At 41.3% G+C, this 21,958-nt stretch carries 33 protein-coding genes and 2 pseudogenes; 32 read left to right on the top strand and 3 right to left on the bottom strand.

The features are described 5' to 3' along the window. Positions 1-130 precede the first annotated feature (130 nt). Positions 131-1,678: a helicase HerA-like domain-containing protein gene (locus tag NQ782_RS05505; protein WP_000537113.1), complete on the bottom strand. Its 1,548-nt coding sequence runs from the start codon at positions 1,676-1,678 to the stop codon at positions 131-133. Positions 1,679-1,721: 43 nt separating this feature from the next. Beyond that, a complete protein-coding gene (locus tag NQ782_RS05500; protein WP_057092917.1) occupies positions 1,722-2,912 on the bottom strand; it encodes a PLP-dependent transferase in 1,191 nt (396 codons plus the stop codon). 167 nt (positions 2,913-3,079) lie between these two features. Here NQ782_RS05500 and NQ782_RS05495 point away from each other — a divergent pair, with 167 nt between their 5' ends. The 30 genes and pseudogenes from NQ782_RS05495 to NQ782_RS05350 all read left to right on the top strand — a co-directional run bounded on the left by NQ782_RS05495 (position 3,080) and on the right by NQ782_RS05350 (position 19,291). Then, complete coding sequence (locus NQ782_RS05495; protein WP_000835293.1) at positions 3,080-3,808, top strand: type 1 glutamine amidotransferase; 729 nt, start codon at positions 3,080-3,082, stop codon at positions 3,806-3,808. 251 nt (positions 3,809-4,059) lie between these two features. Continuing rightward, on the top strand, positions 4,060-4,371 hold the full coding sequence (rpsJ, locus tag NQ782_RS05490) for a 30S ribosomal protein S10 (protein WP_000070912.1): 312 nt from the start codon (positions 4,060-4,062) through the stop codon (positions 4,369-4,371). 57 nt (positions 4,372-4,428) lie between these two features. Continuing rightward, positions 4,429-5,067 carry a 50S ribosomal protein L3 gene (rplC, locus tag NQ782_RS05485; protein WP_001982642.1) on the top strand — a complete coding sequence of 213 codons (639 nt, stop codon included), beginning with the start codon at positions 4,429-4,431 and terminating at the stop codon, positions 5,065-5,067. A gap of 11 nt (positions 5,068-5,078) precedes the next feature. Continuing rightward, positions 5,079-5,681 (top strand): 50S ribosomal protein L4, encoded by a 603-nt coding sequence (rplD, locus tag NQ782_RS05480; protein ID WP_001050255.1) that lies wholly within the window; start codon positions 5,079-5,081, stop codon positions 5,679-5,681. Continuing rightward, on the top strand, positions 5,678-5,998 hold the full coding sequence (gene rplW / locus NQ782_RS05475) for a 50S ribosomal protein L23 (RefSeq protein ID WP_001058538.1): 321 nt from the start codon (positions 5,678-5,680) through the stop codon (positions 5,996-5,998). Before rplD ends, rplW begins: the two co-directional genes overlap by 4 nt. Positions 5,999-6,009: 11 nt before the next feature. After that, positions 6,010-6,834 carry a 50S ribosomal protein L2 gene (rplB, locus tag NQ782_RS05470; RefSeq protein WP_001122317.1) on the top strand — a complete coding sequence of 275 codons (825 nt, stop codon included), beginning with the start codon at positions 6,010-6,012 and terminating at the stop codon, positions 6,832-6,834. 13 nt (positions 6,835-6,847) lie between these two features. Beyond that, positions 6,848-7,123, top strand: coding sequence for a 30S ribosomal protein S19 (rpsS, locus tag NQ782_RS05465; protein WP_001138119.1), 276 nt, complete (start codon positions 6,848-6,850; stop codon positions 7,121-7,123). Positions 7,124-7,134: 11 nt separating this feature from the next. After that, positions 7,135-7,464, top strand: coding sequence for a 50S ribosomal protein L22 (gene rplV / locus NQ782_RS05460; RefSeq protein WP_001982638.1), 330 nt, complete (start codon positions 7,135-7,137; stop codon positions 7,462-7,464). 1 nt (position 7,465) lies between these two features. Further along, a pseudogene (gene rpsC / locus NQ782_RS05455) lies at positions 7,466-8,282 on the top strand (30S ribosomal protein S3). Continuing rightward, complete coding sequence (gene rplP, locus NQ782_RS05450) at positions 8,222-8,635, top strand: 50S ribosomal protein L16 (RefSeq protein ID WP_000941215.1); 414 nt, start codon at positions 8,222-8,224, stop codon at positions 8,633-8,635. The pseudogene rpsC and the gene rplP overlap by 61 nt, the downstream one beginning before the upstream one ends. After that, positions 8,635-8,832 (top strand): 50S ribosomal protein L29, encoded by a 198-nt coding sequence (gene rpmC / locus NQ782_RS05445; RefSeq protein ID WP_000849928.1) that lies wholly within the window; start codon positions 8,635-8,637, stop codon positions 8,830-8,832. Before rplP ends, rpmC begins: the two co-directional genes overlap by 1 nt. Then, positions 8,829-9,086 carry a 30S ribosomal protein S17 gene (rpsQ, locus tag NQ782_RS05440; RefSeq protein ID WP_001291845.1) on the top strand — a complete coding sequence of 86 codons (258 nt, stop codon included), beginning with the start codon at positions 8,829-8,831 and terminating at the stop codon, positions 9,084-9,086. The genes rpmC and rpsQ overlap by 4 nt, the downstream gene beginning before the upstream one ends. A 92-nt stretch (positions 9,087-9,178) precedes the next feature. Next, a complete protein-coding gene (gene rplN, locus NQ782_RS05435) occupies positions 9,179-9,547 on the top strand; it encodes a 50S ribosomal protein L14 (RefSeq protein ID WP_001982634.1) in 369 nt (122 codons plus the stop codon). A gap of 9 nt (positions 9,548-9,556) precedes the next feature. Then, complete coding sequence (gene rplX, locus NQ782_RS05430) at positions 9,557-9,874, top strand: 50S ribosomal protein L24 (protein WP_001062685.1); 318 nt, start codon at positions 9,557-9,559, stop codon at positions 9,872-9,874. A gap of 15 nt (positions 9,875-9,889) precedes the next feature. Continuing rightward, positions 9,890-10,426, top strand: coding sequence for a 50S ribosomal protein L5 (gene rplE, locus NQ782_RS05425; protein ID WP_000113197.1), 537 nt, complete (start codon positions 9,890-9,892; stop codon positions 10,424-10,426). A 9-nt stretch (positions 10,427-10,435) separates the two neighbouring features. Further along, on the top strand, positions 10,436-10,741 hold the full coding sequence (gene rpsN / locus NQ782_RS05420; RefSeq protein WP_001074624.1) for a 30S ribosomal protein S14: 306 nt from the start codon (positions 10,436-10,438) through the stop codon (positions 10,739-10,741). Positions 10,742-10,752: 11 nt separating this feature from the next. Further along, positions 10,753-11,148: a 30S ribosomal protein S8 gene (rpsH, locus tag NQ782_RS05415; protein WP_000062616.1), complete on the top strand. Its 396-nt coding sequence runs from the start codon at positions 10,753-10,755 to the stop codon at positions 11,146-11,148. Between the two features lie 13 nt (positions 11,149-11,161). Further along, positions 11,162-11,695, top strand: coding sequence for a 50S ribosomal protein L6 (rplF, locus tag NQ782_RS05410; RefSeq protein WP_000091932.1), 534 nt, complete (start codon positions 11,162-11,164; stop codon positions 11,693-11,695). 14 nt (positions 11,696-11,709) lie between these two features. Further along, the gene (gene rplR, locus NQ782_RS05405; RefSeq protein ID WP_001003194.1) at positions 11,710-12,060 is read left to right on the top strand and encodes a 50S ribosomal protein L18; all 351 of its coding nucleotides are present in this window, start codon (positions 11,710-11,712) and stop codon (positions 12,058-12,060) included. 2 nt (positions 12,061-12,062) lie between these two features. Further along, entirely contained in the window at positions 12,063-12,560 is a 498-nt protein-coding gene (gene rpsE, locus NQ782_RS05400; protein ID WP_001141025.1) for a 30S ribosomal protein S5, read from the top strand. A 6-nt stretch (positions 12,561-12,566) separates the two neighbouring features. Then, positions 12,567-12,743 (top strand): 50S ribosomal protein L30, encoded by a 177-nt coding sequence (gene rpmD, locus NQ782_RS05395; RefSeq protein ID WP_000849088.1) that lies wholly within the window; start codon positions 12,567-12,569, stop codon positions 12,741-12,743. Positions 12,744-12,746: 3 nt separating this feature from the next. Then, a complete protein-coding gene (gene rplO / locus NQ782_RS05390) occupies positions 12,747-13,187 on the top strand; it encodes a 50S ribosomal protein L15 (RefSeq protein WP_000175340.1) in 441 nt (146 codons plus the stop codon). A 45-nt stretch (positions 13,188-13,232) separates the two neighbouring features. Continuing rightward, positions 13,233-14,552 (top strand): preprotein translocase subunit SecY, encoded by a 1,320-nt coding sequence (gene secY / locus NQ782_RS05385; RefSeq protein ID WP_002000592.1) that lies wholly within the window; start codon positions 13,233-13,235, stop codon positions 14,550-14,552. Between the two features lie 20 nt (positions 14,553-14,572). Beyond that, positions 14,573-14,689, top strand: a complete 117-nt coding sequence (gene rpmJ, locus NQ782_RS05380; protein WP_000867907.1) for a 50S ribosomal protein L36 — start codon at positions 14,573-14,575, stop codon at positions 14,687-14,689. Between the two features lie 107 nt (positions 14,690-14,796). Beyond that, the gene (gene rpsM / locus NQ782_RS05375; protein ID WP_000090815.1) at positions 14,797-15,153 is read left to right on the top strand and encodes a 30S ribosomal protein S13; all 357 of its coding nucleotides are present in this window, start codon (positions 14,797-14,799) and stop codon (positions 15,151-15,153) included. Positions 15,154-15,172: 19 nt separating this feature from the next. Then, positions 15,173-15,559, top strand: coding sequence for a 30S ribosomal protein S11 (gene rpsK / locus NQ782_RS05370; protein WP_001040166.1), 387 nt, complete (start codon positions 15,173-15,175; stop codon positions 15,557-15,559). Between the two features lie 12 nt (positions 15,560-15,571). Beyond that, positions 15,572-16,198 (top strand): 30S ribosomal protein S4, encoded by a 627-nt coding sequence (gene rpsD, locus NQ782_RS05365; protein ID WP_000135204.1) that lies wholly within the window; start codon positions 15,572-15,574, stop codon positions 16,196-16,198. Between the two features lie 17 nt (positions 16,199-16,215). Continuing rightward, positions 16,216-17,223 carry a DNA-directed RNA polymerase subunit alpha gene (locus tag NQ782_RS05360; protein ID WP_000198631.1) on the top strand — a complete coding sequence of 336 codons (1,008 nt, stop codon included), beginning with the start codon at positions 16,216-16,218 and terminating at the stop codon, positions 17,221-17,223. A gap of 18 nt (positions 17,224-17,241) precedes the next feature. Next, a complete protein-coding gene (gene rplQ, locus NQ782_RS05355) occupies positions 17,242-17,619 on the top strand; it encodes a 50S ribosomal protein L17 (RefSeq protein WP_001216380.1) in 378 nt (125 codons plus the stop codon). A 181-nt stretch (positions 17,620-17,800) separates the two neighbouring features. Then, positions 17,801-19,291 (top strand): annotated as a pseudogene (locus NQ782_RS05350) (flavin-containing monooxygenase). A 48-nt stretch (positions 19,292-19,339) separates the two neighbouring features. Here the strand turns inward: NQ782_RS05350 and NQ782_RS05345 are convergent. Further along, the gene (locus tag NQ782_RS05345) at positions 19,340-20,512 is read right to left on the bottom strand and encodes an acyl-CoA dehydrogenase family protein (protein WP_005122482.1); all 1,173 of its coding nucleotides are present in this window, start codon (positions 20,510-20,512) and stop codon (positions 19,340-19,342) included. Positions 20,513-20,699: 187 nt separating this feature from the next. On the opposite strand from NQ782_RS05345, the gene NQ782_RS05340 reads away from it, so the two are divergent. Continuing rightward, positions 20,700-20,957 (top strand): succinate dehydrogenase assembly factor 2, encoded by a 258-nt coding sequence (locus tag NQ782_RS05340; RefSeq protein WP_001288210.1) that lies wholly within the window; start codon positions 20,700-20,702, stop codon positions 20,955-20,957. A gap of 6 nt (positions 20,958-20,963) precedes the next feature. After that, positions 20,964-21,353, top strand: a complete 390-nt coding sequence (locus tag NQ782_RS05335) for a membrane protein (protein ID WP_025469673.1) — start codon at positions 20,964-20,966, stop codon at positions 21,351-21,353. The last annotated feature ends 605 nt before the right edge of the window (positions 21,354-21,958 follow it).

Genomic DNA, 21,958 nt, shown 5'->3' with positions numbered 1-21,958 from the left:
ATCTGGCTATATAAGATGTATTTAAAATACATCTTTAAAGTAGTTGTAGCAATAGCTTTTTAATAAAAACCTTAAAAAATTTAAGGGATATAAAATCCCTTAAATTAATATACTGATTTAAAAATAAATTTTATTTTCCAAATAATGAGCCGAGTAGTCCCCGTACTAATTTTTGGCCAGTACTACCACCTAAGCTGCGAGCAGCACTTTTTGCAAAAGTTCCGACAATATCTTGAGTAAGTTTAGCTCTTTCACGCGCCGCACGTTCCTCTTCTTTTTGCTGTTCACGTGCTAGACGCTCTTGTTCTTTGGCTTGTTGCTTCGCTAAAGTTTCCTGTTCTTTCGCTTGCTGTTTTGCGAGTTCTGCATCTTGTTTTTGCTGTTCCCGTTCAGCCACTTTATTTTGGAGCATTTCATAGGCACTATCACGATCTACAGCTTGTTCATAAACCCCGGCAATAATACTTTGCGAAATTAAGGTCTGACGCTCTTCTGGAGTGATAGGTGTAAAAGAAGAGTAAGGAGGCATAACCCATCCACGCTCTACAATTTGAGGTGTACCTTGCTCATCTAGGCAACTAATCAGTGCTTCACCTACACCGAGCTCGGTAATTGCTTCATCTACTTTAAAATCGGGATTAGAGCGGAATGTATCTGCTGCTGTTTTTACTGCTTTTTGATCTTTAGGAGTAAAGGCACGTAAAGCATGTTGTACACGGTTGCCGAGTTGCCCTAAAACACTTTCTGGTAAGTCGAGCGGGTTTTGGGTAATAAAATAAATTCCCACACCTTTAGAACGAATTAAACGTACAACCTGTTCAATTTTTTCTTGTAAAGCTTGACTGGCGTTGTCGAATAACAGGTGAGCTTCATCAAAGAAAAACACGAGTTTAGGTTTATCCATATCACCAACTTCTGGAAGCTGTTCAAATAATTCTGAAAGCATCCATAACAGGAAAGTAGCATATAGCTTAGGTGTATTCATGAGCTTGTCAGCCGCAAGAATATTAATATAACCATGCCCATTTGCGTCGGTTTGTATAAAGTCCAGAATATTTAAAGCTGGCTCTCCGAAAAACTGTTCTCCACCTTGGTCGGCAAGAGCAAGGAGATTACGTTGAATAGCGCCTAAGCTGGCTGGAGATAAGTTGCCATATTCGGCTTTAAACTCAGCTGCATGTTCACTTACAAAAGTGATCATGGCTTTTAAATCTTTAAAGTCGACCAGAAGTAACCCTTGGTCGTCTGCAATACGGAATACGGCAGATAAAACACCTTCTTGGGTGTCATTTAAGTTGAGTATACGTGCTAATAAAATTGGTCCAATTTCAGAAATAGTGGTTCGAATAGGGTGGCCTTGCTGGCCAAATAAATCCCAGAAAACAACTGGATTGGCTGCAAATGGAACACTGTCGATCTGTAAAAGCTTTAAGCGTTCATTAAATTTATCCGAAGCTTCACCAGCTTTTGCGAGACTTGAAACATCACCTTTTGCGTCGGCAAGAAAGACGGGAACGCCGATTCGAGAAAAACTCTCTGCGAGCACCTTTAGGGTGACTGTTTTACCTGTACCGGTCGCACCTGCAATCAGGCCGTGCCGGTTGGCAAATTGGGAAAGTAAAACAATTTCTTTTGATGTGTCGTTAATATTTTTTGCAATAACAATCGGTGTACCCATATATTTTTATCCCTTAGTGTGAGCCACTATTGATGTTGTCGTTTTACATTTGTTTCAGAGCATTTTCGATATCTTGAATTAAATCTTGTGGATCTTCTAGCCCTATACAGAAGCGAACCAACAAACCTTGTTGTAAATGTGTATTTTCAAGTTTTCTCATCATTTTTAAATCATAAAGCATGACGAGACTCACCGGTCCTCCCCAACTAAAACCAAGTTTGAATAGCTTAAGAGCATCACAAAAACGGCGTACTGCTGAAATATCATAATCAGATTTGAAAACAACACTCACTAAGCCTGCACTTCTACCTGTTGAGCAAATTTCTTGCCAGTATTGATGACCAGGTGCAGCTTTATCGCTTGGATGTAGAACTTGTGCAAACTGAGGTTGCTCTTTTAACCATGTAAGTAGGGTTTTAGCATTATTTGATTGTTGCTCATACCTTAATGACATATGCGCAAGACTGCGTTGAATTTGGGCGGTATCATCACCAGATACCGAAATCCCTAAAATGGCATGCATTCGGAACAAACGGTGATGTAACTTCTCATCACGAGTTACCACACTTCCCATTAAAATATCGCCACCACCACTTGGATATTTGGTAAGCGCATGAATGGTTAAATCCACTGATAAATGCTCATCGGAAAAATCAAAAGCATTAAAGGCGAGGCCAGCTCCCCAAGTATTATCTAGTGCAGTTAAAACGCCATGTGCTTTTGCTTTTTTTACTAGCGCTTTGAGATCTGGAAATTCAAGAGTGACAGAACCTGCTGCTTCTAACCATAGCAACTTGGTTTTATCAGAAGGCTGGAAACTTGAGACATCAATCGGGTTATAAACTTGAACATTAATTCCATATTGATCTTTTAAGTAGTTTAGGTGTTCCAGATTCGGACCATATATGTTGTCTGGCACCCAAACTTCATCATCTGTTGCTAACACAGCAGAATTTACGAGATTAATCGCAGATAACCCGCTTGGAGCAAGTAGGCAGTATAAACCACCCTCAATTTGAGCAATATTGTCGCCTAGTGTAAATGTCGTAGGCGTACCGTGGGTGCCATAACTATAGTCATAAGGATCGGTCCAATGACGGTCAAAAAGGTGCGAAGTCGATTTAAAAATAATAGTTGATGCACGAAATAAGGGAGGTTGCACGGTTTCAATAAATTGAGGTGCTTTTCGTGGTGCATGAATGAGTTGGGTTTGGAAATTGTTATGCTTTTTCATGGGGCGCTATACTTTACATAATGAGATTAGATTAAGAGAAAACTTACTTAACTGCTAGATTTTTGATTATTTCTAAGATGTTTCGTTACTAGTGTAACATTCACTAAAACTTGGCTTTATTTTTGCAAAGATCAAACCAACATTCTAACAACAATAGGTTTAAGCGCATGAAGTCGCATTTACGTGTTCACTATTTTCAACATATTGCTGGCGAAGGTTTTGGAAGCTGCTATTCATTCTTAAAAGCACACCATGCAACGATAACAGCTACAGAGTTTTTTGCACTTCCAGTTGATCTCCCTTTGGAAATAGAAGCATTGCCACATATTGAAGATGTGGATTTGCTACTTATTATGGGGGGAACTATGAGTGTAAATGATGAGGCAAATTATCCATGGTTAAAAATAGAAAAAAGATGGATACGTCGTTATTTGGCGGCGGGAAAGCCTGCGATAGGACTTTGTCTCGGAGGCCAACTTATTGCCAATGCACTAGGAGCCGCCGTTAGTAGAAACCGTTATCAAGAATTGGGATGGTCGACCGTACAAAGGGTGCCGAATTTACCTAAAGAAAGCTTTTTATTACCAGAAAAAATAAATGTAATGCAGTGGCATAGTGAAACTTTTGAGATTCCTAAAGGTGCGATTCATTTAGCAGAGAACTCAGTTTGTCGTAACCAGATGTACCAAATTGGTTCAAATGTTCTTGGTTTTCAATTTCATCCAGAAATGACACCGAAGGTATTAAATCTTCTTTTAGAGAACGAACAAGAGCTTTCTATTTTTAAAGGTGAGTATGTTCAATCTTTAGATGAACTACATCATTGCGACATCCAAAAGTTTGAACAAGGCAATCAACTTTTAAACAGGGCAATAGAGTTCGTGGTCAATCAATAAAAATATAGAGTTGGCGAGAAAAAGGATGAATTGAGCAGAAAATAGAAAAAGAGAATTGCATAAGACTTAAACAATCGTTATAATGAGCGACCCTCAAGAAGAGGGCATTTACTGCGAAGAAAGTAGTAAATGTGCATTACAGTCGTGGCATCGATCACGACCTTGGTGATTATCACTGCCTTTGACACTTACCAGATAGGTGAGATGCGTCAAAGGTGATTCTTTATATATTTGGCTTGGAGTTTACTGGTATGTCTAACCAGAGAATTCGTATCCGTCTTAAGTCTTTTGATCATCGTCTGATTGATCAATCTGCTCAAGAGATCGTAGAAACCGCTAAGCGTACCGGCGCACAAGTGTGTGGTCCAATTCCGATGCCTACTCGCATCGAACGCTTCAACGTTCTTACTTCACCGCACGTTAACAAAGATGCGCGTGACCAGTACGAAATCCGCACCTACAAACGTTTGATCGACATCGTTCAACCTACAGATAAAACTGTTGATGCATTGATGAAGTTAGATCTTGCAGCTGGTGTTGATGTTCAGATCGCTTTGGGTTAAGGCTTTCGGTTAATTAACGATTAGTTAATTAGGCCGCTTTTTTAGAGGTTTATGCACATGGCTATTGGTTTAGTCGGTCGCAAATGTGGTATGACTCGCATCTTTACAGATGCTGGTGTTTCTGTACCTGTTACAGTCATCGAAGTCGATCCAAACCGCATTACGCAAATCAAAACACTTGAAACTGATGGTTATCAAGCTGTTCAAGTAACTACTGGTGAACGTCGCGAGTCTCGCGTAACTAACGCTCAAAAAGGTCATTTCGCTAAAGCGGGTGTTGCTGCTGGTCGTTTAGTTAAAGAGTTTCGTGTTACTGAAGCTGAGCTTGAAGGCCGTGAAGTTGGCGGTACTATTGGCGTTGATTTGTTCACAGTTGGTCAAATTGTTGACGTAACTGGTCAATCAAAAGGTAAAGGTTTCCAAGGTGGTGTTAAACGTTGGAATTTCCGTACCCAAGATGCTACTCACGGTAACTCTGTTTCTCACCGTGTTTTAGGTTCTACAGGTCAAAACCAAACTCCTGGACGCGTGTTCAAAGGCAAAAAAATGGCTGGTCACTTAGGTGATGAACGCGTAACAGTACAAGGTCTTGAAATCGTATCTGTTGACACTGAACGTTCAGTTTTGGTTGTTAAGGGTGCAATTCCTGGTGCAACTGGCGGTGACGTTATCGTACGTCCTACCATCAAGGCCTGAGGGGAAATACCGTGAATTTAAAAACTGTTTCCGGCTCTGCTGTTGAATTGTCTGAAGTAGCTTTCGGACGTGAATTTAACGAAGCTCTTGTACACCAAGTTGTTACTGCTTACTTAGCAGGTGGTCGTCAAGGTACTCGTGCTCACAAATCACGTGCAGACGTTTCTGGCGGTGGTAAAAAACCATTCCGTCAAAAAGGTACTGGTCGCGCTCGTGCGGGTTCTATTCGTAGCCCAATCTGGGTTGGTGGTGGTAAAACTTTTGCTGCTCGTCCACAAGATTGGTCTCAAAAAGTAAACCGTAAAATGTATCGCGGTGCAATGCAATGTATCTTAGCTGAACTTGTTCGCCAAGATCGCCTTGTTTTAGTTGAAGAGTTCGCTGTTGCTGCTCCAAAAACTAAAGAATTGCTTGCAAAACTTAACGATTTAAATGCAGCTCGTGCTTTGATCGTTACAGATGCTGTAGATGAGAACTTATATCTTGCAGCGCGCAACCTTCCACACGTTGATGTGGTAGATGCAACTGCAATCGATCCTGTAAGCTTGATCGCGTTTGATAAAGTTGTGATGTCTGTAGCTGCTGCTAAGAAAATTGAGGTAGAACTCGGATGAACAACGAACGTATCTATCAAGTCCTAAAAGGACCAGTCTTCTCAGAAAAGGCACAAGTTTTAGGTGATACTGCTGGTGTTCAAGTATTTAAAGTAGATATCAACGCTACTAAACTTGAAATCAAAAAAGCAGTTGAAAAACTTTTTGGTGTAGAAGTTGTTAAAGTTAACACAACTATTACTAAAGGTAAGACTAAGCGCTTTGGTCGTACATTAGGACGTCGTTCTGATGTTAAAAAAGCATACGTCACCCTGAAAGCCGGCCAAGATGTTGAAATGGCTGACTTGGGCGATACCGCTGAAAGCGCAGCGGAATAAGGACGAAAATTATGCCGATTCAAAAATGTAAGCCAACGTCTCCAGGACGTCGCTTTGTAGAGAAAGTGGTTCATGACCATCTTCACAAAGGCGCGCCTTATGCACCGTTGGTAGAAGCAAAAAAACGTACTGGTGGTCGTAATAACAACGGTCACATTACTACTCGTCACGTTGGTGGTGGTCATAAGCAACATTACCGTATCGTTGACTTCAAACGTAACAAAGATGGCGTACCTGCTGTTGTAGAACGTATTGAATACGATCCAAACCGTACAGCGCATATTGCATTATTGAAATATGCTGACGGTGAGCGTCGTTATATCATTGCGCCTAAAGGCTTACGTGCTGGTGATAAAGTACAATCTGGTAACGATGCACCAATTCGTCCAGGTAACTGTTTACCACTTCGTAACATGCCAATCGGTTCTACACTTCATAACGTTGAACTTAAAATCGGTAAAGGTGCTCAATTAGCACGTTCTGCTGGTGCTTCAGTTCAATTGTTGGGTCGTGATGGTTCTTACGCAATCATTCGTCTTCGTTCAGGCGAAATGCGTAAAGTACACGTTGAATGCCGCGCTGTAATTGGTGAAGTTTCTAACCAAGAAAACAACCTTCGCTCATTAGGTAAAGCTGGTGCTGCACGCTGGCGTGGTGTTCGTCCTACCGTACGTGGTATGGCGATGAACCCGATTGATCACCCACACGGTGGTGGTGAAGGGCGTAACAAAGGTATTCAACCTGTAAGCCCATGGGGTCAAAAAGCTAAAGGGTACAAGACACGTACCAACAAGCGTACGACTAAGATGATTATTCGCGACCGTCGCGTCAAGTAAAGGAATCTGACTAATGCCTCGTTCTCTGAAAAAAGGCCCATTCGTCGATGCGCACTTGTTCGCTAAGGTTGAAGCGGCTGTTGCTAGTAACTCTCGCAAGCCGATCAAAACTTGGTCTCGTCGTTCGATGATCCTTCCAGACTTTGTTGGTTTAACAATTTCTGTTCACAATGGCCGTAACCACGTTCCAGTAATTGTTACTGAGCATATGGTTGGTCATAAACTCGGTGAATTCGCGCCAACTCGTACCTATCGTGGTCACGGTGTTGACAAGAAGTCTAAACGTTAATAGGTGTCATGATGGAAGTAACTGCTAAATTACGCGGTGCCGCTATCTCGGCACAAAAAGCACGTTTGGTTGCGGACTTAATCCGTGGCAAGTCTGTTGCACATGCTTTAAACATCTTGAACTTCAGCAACAAAAAAGCTGCAGTTTTAGTTAAAAAAGCATTGGAATCTGCAATTGCAAACGCTGAACACAATAACAGTTTAGATGTTGACGACCTTAAAGTTTCTACGATTTACGTTGACGAAGGCATGAGCCTTAAACGTATTATGCCACGTGCTAAAGGCCGTGCAGATCGTATTACTAAGCGTACTTGTCACATCACCGTTAAGGTAGGGGTTTGATATGGGTCAGAAGGTTCATCCAATCGGTATCCGCCTAGGTGTTGTGAAACGTCATAACGCTAACTGGTATGCGAATCCGAAACAATACGCTGAATACTTGCTTAAAGATCTTCAAGTTCGTGAGTTTTTAACTAAAAAACTTAAGAATGCGATGGTTAGCAATATTCTTATCGAACGTCCATCAGGTGCTGCTAAAGTAACAATTAGCACAGCTCGTCCTGGTATCGTAATCGGTAAAAAAGGCGAAGACATTGAAAAATTACAGCGCGAACTTACCAACATCATGGGTGTTCCAGCGCAAGTAAGCATCAACGAAATTGATCGCCCAGACTTGGACGCGCGTTTAGTTGCTGAAGCAATCGCTTCTCAATTAGAAAAACGTGTAATGTTCCGTCGTGCTATGAAGCGTGCGGTTCAAAACACTATGCGTGCTGGTGCTAAAGGTATCAAAGTTGAAGTTTCTGGCCGTTTAGGTGGTGCAGAGATCGCTCGTACAGAATGGTATCGTGAAGGTCGTGTACCTTTGCACACTCTTCGTGCGGACATCGACTATGCAACTATGCGTGCTGAAACTACTTACGGTACGATTGGTGTTAAAGTTTGGATTTTCCGTGGTGAGATTTTAGGTGGCATGAAACAAGTCATGAACCCTGCTCCTGCTGAAGAACGTCCAGCTAAACGCGGTCGTGGTCGTGGTGAAGGTCAAGAGCGTCGTGGTCGTCGCGGTGACCGTGCTGCTGACAAGGGAGAATAATCCATGTTGCAACCTAAACGTACCAAATTCCGTAAAGTGCACAAAGGCCGTAACACTGGTCTAGCACATCGTGGTAGTACAGTATCATTTGGTTCGATTGCAATTAAAGCAACTGAGCGTGGTCGTATGACTGCACGTCAGATTGAAGCTGCACGTCGTACCATTAGCCGTCGTATTAAACGTGGTGGTAAAATCTTCATTCGCGTATTCCCGGACAAACCAATTACCGAAAAACCATTAGAAGTTCGTATGGGTAACGGTAAAGGTAACGTGGAATATTGGGTTTGTGAGATCAAACCAGGTAAGATCCTGTACGAAATTGAAGGTGTGAACGAAGACTTGGCACGTGAAGCTTTTGCTTTAGCTGCTGCTAAACTTCCGTTTAAAACCACTATCGTGACTCGGACGGTAATGTAATGAAAACTAAAGATCTACGTGAAAAATCGGTAGAAGAGTTGAAAGCTTTGCTTGATGAGCAACAGCTTAACCAATTCCGTCTTCGTATGGCGAAAGCAACTGGTCAGTTGGGTAAATCGCACGAAGTGCAAGTTGCTCGTAAGACAATTGCTCGTATTAAGACACTCCTTACCGAAAAACAGGGGAACGGACAATGAGTGAAAAAACAGTCCGCACGTTAACCGGCAAAGTAGTAAGCGACAAAATGGACAAATCTATTGTTGTCCTTATCGAACGCCGCGTTCAACACCCGTTGTATGGCAAATCAATTCGCCGTTCAACTAAGTTACACGCTCATGATGAGAACAACGTTGCTAAAATTGGCGATGTTGTAACCATTAAAGAAAGCCGCCCAATTTCTAAAACTAAAGCTTGGACTTTAGTGGAAGTAGTTGAAGCAGCTGCTGAGTAATTCGACGTTCTTGTTGCATCATCGGTCAATTTCGAGTACTCTTTGAGCCTTTCGAAATTGTGACCGGTGATGCTCGGTTTTGGAGTAGGGCAATGATTCAAACCGAAACTATGCTCGACGTAGCAGACAACAGTGGTGCTCGCCGCGTACAATGTATTAAAGTACTTGGTGGTTCACATCGTCGTTATGCTTCTGTTGGCGACATTATTAAAGTTACTGTAAAAGAAGCTATTCCACGCGCACGTGTTAAAAAAGGTGACGTGATGAATGCAGTTGTAGTTCGTACTAAGTTCGGCATTCGTCGTCCAGATGGTTCTGTGATCCGTTTTGATGATAACGCTGCAGTTATTTTGAACAACAACAAAGCTCCGATTGCGACTCGTATCTTCGGACCAGTGACTCGTGAACTTCGTACTGAACAGTTCATGAAAATCATTTCATTGGCTCCTGAAGTTCTATAAGAGGCAATCATGGCTAAGATTAAAAAAGGCGATCAGGTTATCGTGATCGCAGGTAAAGAAAAAGGCAAACAGGGTACTGTTTTGTCTGTTTCTGAAGACCGCGTTAAGGTTGAAGGCCTTAACTTAGTGAAGAAGCATCAAAAGCCGAATCGTGTAACTGGCGCTGAAGGCGGTATCGTTACTCAAGAAGCTTCGCTTCATATCTCAAACGTGGCAATTTTAAATGCTACAACCCAGAAGGCTGACCGTGTTGGTTACCAAGTGATTGATGGCGTGAAAACTCGCGTTTACAAATCAACTGGTGAATCAGTGGCGGTAGCGAAGTAATAGGTTGAAAAGGCAATGGCCAGACTTAAAGCACGTTACAACGACGAACTTAAAGCGAAGTTACAAGAAGAACTTAGCATTAAGAATGTGATGGAAATTCCTCGCATCACAAAAATCACTCTTAACATGGGTGTAGGCGCAGCAGCTACTGATAAGAAATTATTAGACGGCGCTGTAGCTGACATGCAATTAATTGCTGGTCAAAAACCAGTAGTTACTCTTGCACGTAAATCTATCGCTGGTTTCAAAATCCGTGATGGTTGGCCAATTGGTTGTAAAGTTACTTTACGTGGCGACCAAATGTACGAATTCTTGGACCGTTTGATCTCTATCGCAATCCCTCGTATCCGTGACTTCCGTGGTTTCTCAGCGAAATCTTTCGACGGTCGTGGTAACTACTCAATGGGTTTGAAAGAGCAAATCGTTTTCCCTGAAATCGATTTCGACAAGATTGATCGTATTCGTGGTATGGATATTACTATTACTACGACTGCTCGCACCGATGACGAAGGCCGTGCGCTTATGCGTGCATTCGGCTTCCCGTTCAAATAAGAGGTCGATATGGCTAAGAAAGGTATGATTAATCGCGAATTGAAACGCGAAAAAACTGTTGCTAAATACGCTGCAAAACGTGCTGAATTAAAAGCTACTATTGCAAATGTAAATGCGAGCGACGAAGAACGTTTCGAAGCGATGTTAAAGTTACAAGCATTGCCACGTAATGCATCTCCGGTACGTCTTCGTAACCGTTGTGGTTTAACTGGTCGTCCTCATGGTTACTTCCGTAAGTTCGGTTTAAGCCGTAACAAATTACGTGACACAGTAATGCAAGGTGATGTACCAGGCGTTGTTAAGGCAAGCTGGTAAGGAGCGACTAAATGAGTATGCAAGATACCGTTGCCGACATGCTAACACGTGTTCGTAACGCACAAATGGCTAAGAAACAAACTGTTTCTATGCCGTCTTCTAAGTTGAAAGTTGCTATTGCAAACGTACTTCAACAAGAAGGTTATATTTCAAACGTAGAAGTTGCTCAAGAAGAGACAAAATCTACTTTGACTATTACTTTAAAATATTTCGAAGGCAAGCCAGTTATCGAAATGGTTAAGCGCGTAAGCCGTCCAGGCCTTCGCCAATACCGTGGTAAAGATAAACTTCCAAGCGTTAAGCAAGGTTTAGGTATTGCAATTGTTTCTACAAGCAAAGGCATCATGACTGATCGCGCTGCACGTGCTGCGGGCATCGGTGGTGAAGTTATTGCTTTTGTTTCTTAATAGGTGATTCCTCATGTCTCGTGTGGCTAAAGCCCCAGTAACTGTACCAAATGGTGTAACAGTTACTCAGAACGGCCGGCAGGTCGAAGTGAAAGGCAGCAAAGGTACATTGTCTTTCAACCTGCATGCGCTGGTCGAGCTAAAACAGGAAGAAGGTAAACTTCAACTTGCTCCAGCTAAAGAATCGAAAGATGCTTGGATGCAAGCTGGTACTGCTCGCGCTGTATTGAACAACCTTGTTAAAGGTGTTAGCGAAGGCTTCGAACGTAAGTTGCAGCTAGTTGGTGTTGGTTATAAAGCTGCGGTTAAAGGTACAGTTGTAAACCTTAACCTTGGTTACTCACACCCAATTGACTACGCTTTACCTGAAGGTGTAACAGCGGAAACTCCAACTGCTACTGAAATCATTTTGAAATCAGCAAACAAGCAGTTGTTAGGTCAAGTAGCGGCAGAAATCCGTGCATACCGTTCTCCTGAACCATATAAAGGTAAAGGTGTTCGTTATTCGGATGAAGTCATTCTTCGTAAAGAAGCTAAGAAGAAATAAGGCGCGAGGTTCTTATGAACGAAAAGAAACAATCCCGTTTGCGTCGTGCGAAAAGCACACGCTTGCACATCCGTGCATTGGGTGCGACTCGTTTGTGTGTAAACCGCACTCCGCGTCACATCTATGCTCAAGTTATTTCAGCAGATGGTGGCAAAGTTTTAGCGCAAGCTTCAACTTTAGATGCATCTTTACGTAGTGGTACTACTGGTAATATTGAAGCTGCGACGAAAGTTGGTGCTTTAATCGCAGAACGTGCTAAAGCAGCTGGCGTTACTAAAGTTGCATTTGACCGTTCTGGTTTTAAATATCATGGTCGTATCAAAGCCTTGGCTGATGCTGCTCGTGAAGGCGGCTTGGAGTTCTAATCATGGCAAAAGTTGAACAAAACGAAGGTCTCGTTGAAAAGCTGGTTGCCGTTGATCGTGTAGCCAAGGTTGTTAAGGGTGGTCGTATCTTCTCTTTCACAGCATTAACTGTTGTGGGCGATGGTAATGGTCGCGTAGGTTTTGGTCGTGGTAAAGCTCGTGAAGTTCCAGCTGCTATTTCTAAAGCACTTGAAGCTGCACGTCGTAACATGATCACTGTAGACCTTGCTGGTACTACTTTACAACACCCTGTGAATGCTCGTCATGGTGCAAGCCGTGTATACATGCAACCTGCTTCAGAAGGTACTGGCGTAATCGCTGGTGGTGCAATGCGTGCCGTTCTTGAAGCTGCAGGTGTACATAACGTACTTGCTAAATGTTATGGTTCTACTAACGCTGCTAACGTAGTAAACGCAACTTTTAAAGGTTTGCGTGATATGACTTCTCCTGAGAAAGTCGCTGCGAAACGTGGTAAATCAGTAGAAGAAATTCAAGGGTAATCAATCATGAAAACGATTAAAGTTACCCAGACTAAATCTTCTTCACATCGCTTGAAAAATCACAAGCTTTGCTTACAAGGTTTAGGTCTGCGTCGTATTGGTCATACTGTAGAAGTGCAAGATACGCCTTCTAACCGTGGTATGATCAACAAAGTCTACTATATGGTTAGTGTAGAGGAATAAGCCATGACTCTGCGTTTAAATGAGCTTGCACCTGCAGAAGGTGCAAAACGTGAACACCGTCGTTTAGGCCGTGGTATCGGTTCTGGCGTTGGTAAGACTGGTGGTCGTGGTATCAAAGGTCAAAAATCACGTAAAAGTGGTGGCGTTCGTCCAGGTTTCGAAGGCGGTCAAACAGCGATTTATCGTCGTTTACCTAAATTCGGTTTCACTAGCCAAATCGCTTTAAAAACTGCTGAAGTACGTTTGTCTGAGTTAAGTAAAGTGGAAGGCGATATCGTTAGCCTTGAAACTTTAAAAGCTGCGAATGTTGTTCGTCGCGATCAAATTCGCGCTCGTATCGTGCTTTCTGGTGAAATCACTCGTGCATTCACTGTTCAAGGTGTTGCATTGACTAAAGGCGCTAAAGCTGCAATTGAAGCAGCTGGCGGCAAAGTCGAGGAGTAATCTCGAGTGTCTATGTCTCCTAGTTCTTCAGGTCATGTCAACATGATGAAAGGTCAGCCATTTCACGTGAAATATCGTGAAATTATTCGCCGGATGAGTTTTCTAATCGGTGCATTGCTGGTCTTTCGACTAGGAGCGCATATTCCAGTACCAGGCATTAATAATGCTGCGTTAGAAAATTTATTTCATGCAAACCAAGGAACTATTCTTGGGCTATTCAATATGTTTTCTGGCGGTGCTTTAGAGCGAATGTCGATTCTTGCTTTAGGGATCATGCCTTATATTTCTGCATCAATTATTGTGCAGTTAATGTCTACAGTGATTCCTTCTCTCGAAGCCTTAAAAAAGGAAGGGGAGCAAGGTAAACGTAAAATTAATCAATATACGCGTCAGGGTACATTATTACTTGCAGTGGTTCAGGCAGTAGGTATGTGTGCAGGTCTTATTGGACAGGGTATTACTCTATCTAGTGGTCTTGCTTTTTATATACCTGCAGTTACATCACTTGTCGCAGGAACTATGTTCTTAATGTGGCTAGGTGAACAGATCACTGAAAGAGGTATCGGTAATGGTATCTCAATGATTATTTTTGCAGGTATTGTTGCTGGTTTGCCTAAATTAATTATGCAATCAGTATCATCTGTCGATAATGGTCAAACAAGTTTAATTGGTCTTGTTATCTTTGGTCTTTTGTCTCTTGGTGTATTGGCAGCGATTGTGTTTATTGAAAAAGCACAGCGTCGTATTCCAGTAAACTATGCACAGAAGCAGCAAGGGCGTCGTATATTTACAGCTCAGCAAACACATCTACCGTTGAAAATTAATATGGCTGGTGTGATTCCTGCGATTTTTGCGAGCTCTTTACTCTTGTTCCCAGCTAGTTTGGGGCAATGGGTAGGAAGTGCAGATCCGAATGCTGGTTTAATTAAACGTAGTTTACAAGATTTAGCTTTAGTATTGTCGCCTGGACAGCCTTTGTATTTGGTGCTCTTTGGTGCGTTAATTATCTTTTTCTGTTACTTTTATACGGCTTTAGTATTTAGCCCTAAGGAAGTATCAGAAAATCTAAAACGCAGCGGAGCTTATGTGCCTGGTATTCGCCCAGGTGAGCAAACTGCTCGTTACTTAGATCATATTCTTAATCGTTTGACGTTTATTGGTGCGATTTATATTACAGTCATTTGTTTGATGCCAATGATTCTACAAAGTTCTTTTGGTATTCCATTCTATTTGGGTGGTACCTCATTACTCATTGTAGTCGTTGTTGTTATGGACTTTATGGCTCAGCTACAAGCGCATTTAACTTCTCATCAATATGACAATCAAACATTAATGAGAAAAACGACTGCTCATCCTAAGGGATAAGCGCACTTAGAGGTTTCATCATGAAAGTACAAGCTTCTGTAAAGAAAATTTGTGGTAGCTGTAAAGTTATCCGTCGTAATGGGGTTATTCGCGTGATTTGTAGCGCAGAACCTCGTCATAAGCAGCGTCAAGGTTAATCTAATCAAGACCTGTTGATTTCAGTAGGCGAATTGGGTTAATATCCGCCCCTCAAGATTTTTGTGGGGCGGTTGATTATCTCTACTGCCTTTTTGGAGAAAAGTGAATGGCTCGTATTGCCGGTGTAAACATTCCGGATAACAAGCATGCTGTTATCTCCCTCACTTACATCTTTGGTATCGGTCGCCACACTGCTAAGAACATCTTAGCTGCAGTTGGTATTACTGAGACTACTAAGATCCGTGAGTTGGACGATGCACAGCTTGATGCGATTCGTGCAGAAGTTGCTAAGGTTCCTACCGAAGGTGACTTACGTCGCGAAATTTCCATGAACATTAAACGTTTAATGGATTTAGGTTGCTATCGTGGCCTTCGTCATCGTCGCAGCTTGCCTGTCCGTGGTCAACGCACCAAAACTAACGCACGTACCCGTAAAGGTCCGCGCAAACCGATTAAAAAGTAAGATTTCTGGAAGCTAAAAGATGGCTAAAGATACTCGCACACGCAAGAAGGTCACTCGTACCGTCTCTGAAGGTGTTGCACACATTCACGCGTCTTTTAATAACACCATTGTTACGATTACCGATCGTCAAGGTAATGCATTGGCTTGGGCCACCTCAGGTGGACAAGGCTTCCGTGGTTCACGTAAATCAACTCCGTTTGCTGCTCAGGTAGCTGCTGAAGTTGCTGGTAAAGCAGCTTTAGATTACGGTTTGAAAAACCTTGACGTCCTTGTAAAAGGTCCTGGTCCAGGTCGTGAGTCTGCGGTTCGTGCATTAGGCGCAGTGGGTTATAAGATTAACAGCATTACCGATGTGACTCCAATTCCTCACAACGGTTGCCGTCCACCTAAAAAACGTCGCGTGTAAGGAGAAACATTCATGGCTCGTTATATTGGTCCAAAATGCAAACTCTCTCGCCGCGAAGGGACAGACCTGCAACTTAAATCTGGCGTTAAACCATTTGACGTCAAAACTAAAAAAGCTAACAAAGCACCTGGTCAACATGGTCAGGCTCGCGGTGGTAAGCAATCTGAGTATTCACTACAATTACGTGAAAAACAAAAAGTCCGTCGTATTTACGGTGTGTTAGAGCGTCAATTTAGTAACTACTATAAAGAAGCAGCTCGTGTTAAAGGCGCAACTGGTGAGAACTTGTTGAAATTGCTTGAAAGCCGTCTTGATAACGTTGTTTATCGCATGGGTTTTGGTTCTACACGTGCAGAAGCTCGTCAGTTAGTAAGTCACCGTAGCATTACTTTGAATGGTCGTCGTGTAAACATCGCATCTATTCAAGTTAAAGCTGGTGATGTAATTGCGGTTCACGAAGGTGCTAAACAACAATTGCGTATTAAAAACGCGATTGAATTGGCTGCTCAACGTGGTATTCCAGCTTGGATCGAAGTTGATCACTCTAAGCTTGAAGGTACGTTTAAAGCTGCACCAGATCGTTCTGATTTACCTGCTGAAATCAACGAAAGCTTGATTGTAGAATTGTATTCTAAATAATCCTTGAGGTAGCAATAATGACGCGTACTGCAAACGAGTTTCTAACTCCGCAAGCGATCAAGGTCGAAGCGGTAAGCGGGACCTCGGCAAAAGTGATTCTGGAACCTTTAGAGCGTGGTTTTGGCCATACTCTAGGTAATGCTTTACGTCGCATTCTATTGTCTTCTTTGCCAGGCGCTGCTGTGGTTGAAGTAGAGATAGAAGGTGTCGAGCACGAGTACAGTACTTTAGAAGGCTTGCAGCAGGACATCGTCGAGCTCTTGCTGAACCTAAAAGGATTGTCTATTAAGCTGTTCGATCAAAATGAAGCTTATTTAACATTAGAAAAACAAGGTCCTGGTGACATTACTGCTGCCGACCTTCGTTTACCTCATAATGTTGAAGTGGTTAACCCAGAACATTTAATTGGTACTTTGAGTGCTACAGGCTCATTAAAAATGCGCTTGAAAGTTTCTCAAGGTCGTGGTTATGAAACATCTGACTCTCGTTTCCCTGAAGGCGAAACACGTCCTGTAGGTCGTTTACAGTTAGATGCTTCTTATAGCCCAATTAAGCGTGTTTCTTACACCGTAGAAAATGCGCGTGTAGAACAACGTACCGATTTAGATAAACTGGTAATCGATCTTGAGACCAACGGTACGGTTGATCCTGAAGAAGCAATCCGCAAAGCGGCAACAATCTTGCAACAACAAATTGCAATTTTTGTTGATCTTCAGAAAGACCAAACTCCTGTTGCTCAAGAACCTCGTGAAGAAGTTGACCCAATCTTGCTTCGCCCAGTAGATGATCTAGAGCTTACTGTTCGTTCTGCTAACTGTTTGAAAGCAGAAAATATTTACTACATTGGTGATCTTGTTCAACGTACTGAAGTTGAGTTGTTAAAAACTCCTAACCTTGGTAAAAAATCGTTAACAGAGATCAAAGATGTTTTGGCATCGAAAGGTTTACAACTCGGTATGCGTCTTGAGAACTGGCCACCAGCTAGTCTTCGTATGGACGACCGTTTTGCCTATCGTAGCCGTTAATTAAGTAGGACTATCACCATGCGTCATCGTAATAGTGGTGTGAAATTAGGCCGTACAAGCAGCCATCGTAAAGCGATGTTCCAAAACTTGGCTAATTCTTTATTTGAACATGAGTTGATCAAAACAACTTTGCCTAAAGCTAAAGAATTACGTCGTGTTGCTGAGCCTTTAATCACTCTAGCAAAAAACGATACTGTAGCAAATCGTCGTTTAGCATTTGCTCGTACTCGTAATGCTGCAACTGTTGGTAAATTATTTACCGTACTCGGCCCTCGTTACAAAGAACGTAACGGCGGTTATCTACGTGTTCTTAAAGCGGGCTTCCGTGCTGGTGATGCAGCACCGATGGCTTACGTTGAGCTTGTAGATCGTGAAGTGAACACTTCAGCTGAATAATTGATATTATTCAAAAAAGACCGGCTTTATGCCGGTCTTTTTTATTTTCCAAAAAACATGAAATTAAAAATTTGTCCCCAAGTGACATAAAAAAACGGATAAACGGTCAAACTTGACATTGTGTATTGTCAAAATTGTGATTTAATAAAGTCATATTCTCAACAATGGGTATAAAAATAAAATGGAAAAGCAAGTTGATGTATTAATCATTGGTGCAGGCATATCAGGAATAGGAGTTGCTGCCCATTTATCTAAAAACTCTCCACAACGTCAGTTTGAAATTTTGGAGCGTCGTGAATCATTTGGTGGAACTTGGGATCTTTTCCGCTATCCTGGTATCCGTTCTGATTCAGATATGTCTACTTTTGGTTTTAACTTTAAACCATGGCGCAAAGCCAATGTTCTCGCTGATGGTGCCTCTATTAAAGGATATCTAGGGGAAGTGATTGATGAGTTTAAGTTAAAAGAAAAAATTCATTTTGGCCATCGTGTCCTTTCTGCGAATTATGATTCTGCCTCGAAAAAGTGGCATGTTATTGTCGAGGACAATAAGAAAAAACAGCAGACTTGGGTTGCTAACTTCGTTGTAGGTTGTACTGGTTATTATAATTATGACCAAGGCTACGCGCCGACTTTCCCAAATCAAGAAGCTTTCAAAGGTCAACTCATTCATCCACAACATTGGCCTGAAAACTTGGATTATAAGGGTAAAAAAGTAGTAATTATTGGTAGCGGAGCTACAGCAATTACACTGGTGCCTGCAATGTCAAAAGGTGGAGCAGGTCATGTAACGATGTTGCAACGTTCACCAACTTATATTGCTTCTGTTCCGTCTATTGATTTCATCTATGAAAAAACTCGTAGATTTATGTCTGAAGAAGCAGCCTATAAATTTACGCGTGCTCGTAATATTGGTATGCAACGAGCAATTTATGCATTGTCTCAAAAGCATCCTAAAACAGTTCGTCGTTTACTCTTAAAAGCAATTGAAATGCAACTTAAGGGTAAAGTTGATATGAAACATTTTACACCTTCATATAACCCTTGGGATCAGCGTCTTTGCGTAGTTCCTGATGGTGATTTATTCAAAATTCTTCGTGAAGGTAAGGCGAGTGTTGAAACTGATCAAATTGAAAAATTTACTGAGACTGGTATTCAATTAAAATCAGGCAAGCACCTTGATGCCGATATTATCGTATCTGCAACAGGTTTGCAGGTTCAAATCATGGGCGGTGTGCAGGCAACTATTGATGGGGAGCCAGTTAAATCATCTGAACACATGCTTTATAACGGCGTGATGCTCAGCGATGTACCAAACATGGCGATGATTATTGGCTATGTAAATGCTTCATGGACATTAAAAGTTGATATTGCAGCAGATTATATCTGCCGTTTATTAAACTACATGGATAAGAATAATTATGATGAAGTCATTCCATCTGGTGATAAGAGTGTGATGGAAGAGGACACAGTCATGGGTAGCTTATCATCTGGTTATATTAGTCGTGCTGCCGACGTGATTCCTTAACAAGGTAAACAAGCACCATGGCAGGTAACCAATAATTATCTTGAAGACCGAAAATCATTAAAAAATGCAAAATTTGATGATGGTGTTCTACGTTTTCATAAGCATTCAGAAATTTCTACACGTAAACCAAAATTAGTGTCTTGATATCCGAAAATAAAAAGGAGGCTATAAGCCTCCTTTTTATAATGAAGATTAAAGAGTTCTAGAGATTAATTCTTTCATAATTTCATTGGTGCCTGCATAAATACGGTTTGCTCGGTGATCGATATAAGCGCGTGCAATTGGATATTCCATCATATAGCCATAACCACCATGTAATTGAAGACATTCATCTACAACTTTTGAAAACATATCTGAAATTTTATATTTTGCAGCAGCTGCAGCTTCAACACTCAATTTTTCCTCGAGTTGTAATTCCATACAACGATCTAAATAGGTGCGGCAGAAATCTATCTCTGTTCTAAGTTCAGCAAGTTTAAAACGAGTATTTTGGAATGCTCCAATTGGTTTGCCGAATGCTTTACGATCTTTTGTATACTGAACAGTATGTGCAAATGCCGCTTCTGCCCCAGCTTGGCAGATAATAGCAACTAGCATACGCTCCCACGCTAATTCTTTCATGAGCATGATAAAGCCCATACCTTCCATACCTAAAAGATTTTCTTTAGGAACACGAACGTTATCAAAGAAGAGTTCACAGGTATCTTGGCCTTTCATACCAATTTTGTTAAGTGGTTTGCCCTTAGTAAAACCAGCACGGTCAGCTTCGACAATAATGAGTGATAAATTGGCAGATCCTTTATCACTATTCCCTGTTTTACAAACGACAATCGCCATATCGCATAAATAGCCATTGGTAATAAATATTTTTGAACCATTAATGACATATTCATCGCCATCAAGAACGGCTGTTGTACGAACCGCTTGCAAGTCTGAACCTGTTCCCGGCTCGGTCATGGCAATTGCGGTAACCGTCTCACCAGTAGCCATTTTAGGGAGCCATTTCTGTTTTTGCTCTTCATTACCGAAGTTATTGATATAGTTGGCTACAATGTCGGAATGCAGTGAGAAACCTGTACTTGAGTCCATCGCATAGGCTTGTTCTTCAATAAGAATCATGCTGTATAGGCGATCGACACCTGAACCACCATATTGTTCTGGCATGGTGGTACAGAGTAAACCTAATGCACCAGCTTTATTCCAAAGATCTCGGTCAACATGTTGTTGTTTTTCATATTTTTCAATATTAGGTACAACTTCTTTCTCATAGAATTTACGTACCGTTTCCCGAAAAGCTTCATGTTCTTCATTAAATAAATGGCGAGGTAACATATTTGGAATGGGACGAATAGCACCAGATTGCATTGTATTTCTTCCTTGGTTTGGGCTTGATGTTATGAGCTAAACATAAGGGAAGCGACTAGGTCTAACAATGTGATGAATGCTCATTTATGGCGGTGAAGTGATAAGTTTGGTCAATTTGATATTTTTAGCGAACTTTCTCATGTGATCAGGTAAACTAAGCGCACTATCAACGCAGATGGGGAAATAAATGTCTGAAGAAATGACCTTGGAAGAACGTAAAGTAATCTATCGCGCACGTCGTGGTTTAAAGGAAATTGATGTCTATTTTGACCCTTATGTGAAAAATTATTATTTAAAGGCAGACCCGGCAGAAAAAGCGTTGTTTGCTGAGTTGGTAGAACAGGAAGACCCTGATTTACTAGATTGGTTTATGGAAGTATCAGAACCACCACGTACCGAATTACGTGACTTTATCTATAAATTAAAACACTATGTTCATGGTTAATTTATTTTGATCAACCATTTGAATTTTAAGCTGAAATATAGTCGTTTTTCGATTATATTTCAGTTTTTTATTGGCTTAAGCTTAGCAGTTCTATTTTATCAATTAATGCCGTTACTATGGTGGTTAGTTGTAATCAGCTTACTATTTATCAGCTTTATTTTCTTTTTAAAGCGTCCGCAGCTTGCACAAATTGCTTATTTAGATAAAAAACTATGGTCGCTTGCTTATCATTCACAGAACACCATTTCTCGTGTCAAAATTTTAAAAATAATTGATTATCAGATTTTCATAGTGATCTATTTTGAAGGTCATAAAAAACTAACTTCTATCATTTGGTTTGATCAAATGTCATTAGCAGAGTGGAAAAAGCTTAAAACTTTAGAAAAACTCTATTAATTGTTAGACAATTCTACATTTGTATATTTATTTAAAATTATTATTAATCAATATTTTATCTTTCATTTCTTTTTGGGAAACTGAAATTGTCTAGTTAAAATACAGAAAAAACAGCAAGAAAGTTAATTGTCGGACAATTTCTCAATATGGTTACTATGCTATCGGTTAAAGTACAAACACCAACGTAAAGTGTGTCGGAGGTCTCAAATGGAGATGCCAACATGGTCGTTCTTGGTCATTGCCATAATTATGGCGGTGGTGATAGGAAGAGCAGGAACTTTACTCAGGGAACATCTTAACCGAGTTAATCTTAGCAAAGTTAAGAGACAGAGGATGCAAAGGTCATCGATCAGTCAATAGTCTAATTGGTTAATCGATTAATTTCATCAAGTGTCCAGTTTTTAACTGGGTGCGAATGTAGTAAGGAGGTCTCTCATGGAGATTTCAATGTGGATGTTTCTGTTGATTGCAGTAATTATGGCTGTAGTAGTAGGAAGAGCAGGAACTTTACTTAAGGATTATCTAGAACAACAATAATATAAGCCGTTAAAAGCTTATCCCAGTTAATAAGTAGCATGTGCTGAACCGTCGCAATGCTACTTTTT

The sequence above is a fragment of the Acinetobacter sp. BD54 genome (assembly GCF_044778325.1).
Lineage (GTDB): Bacteria > Pseudomonadota > Gammaproteobacteria > Pseudomonadales > Moraxellaceae > Acinetobacter > Acinetobacter baumannii.
Note: the sequence above shows the minus strand (reverse complement) of the source record. Positions and strands in the feature narration are given on the sequence as shown.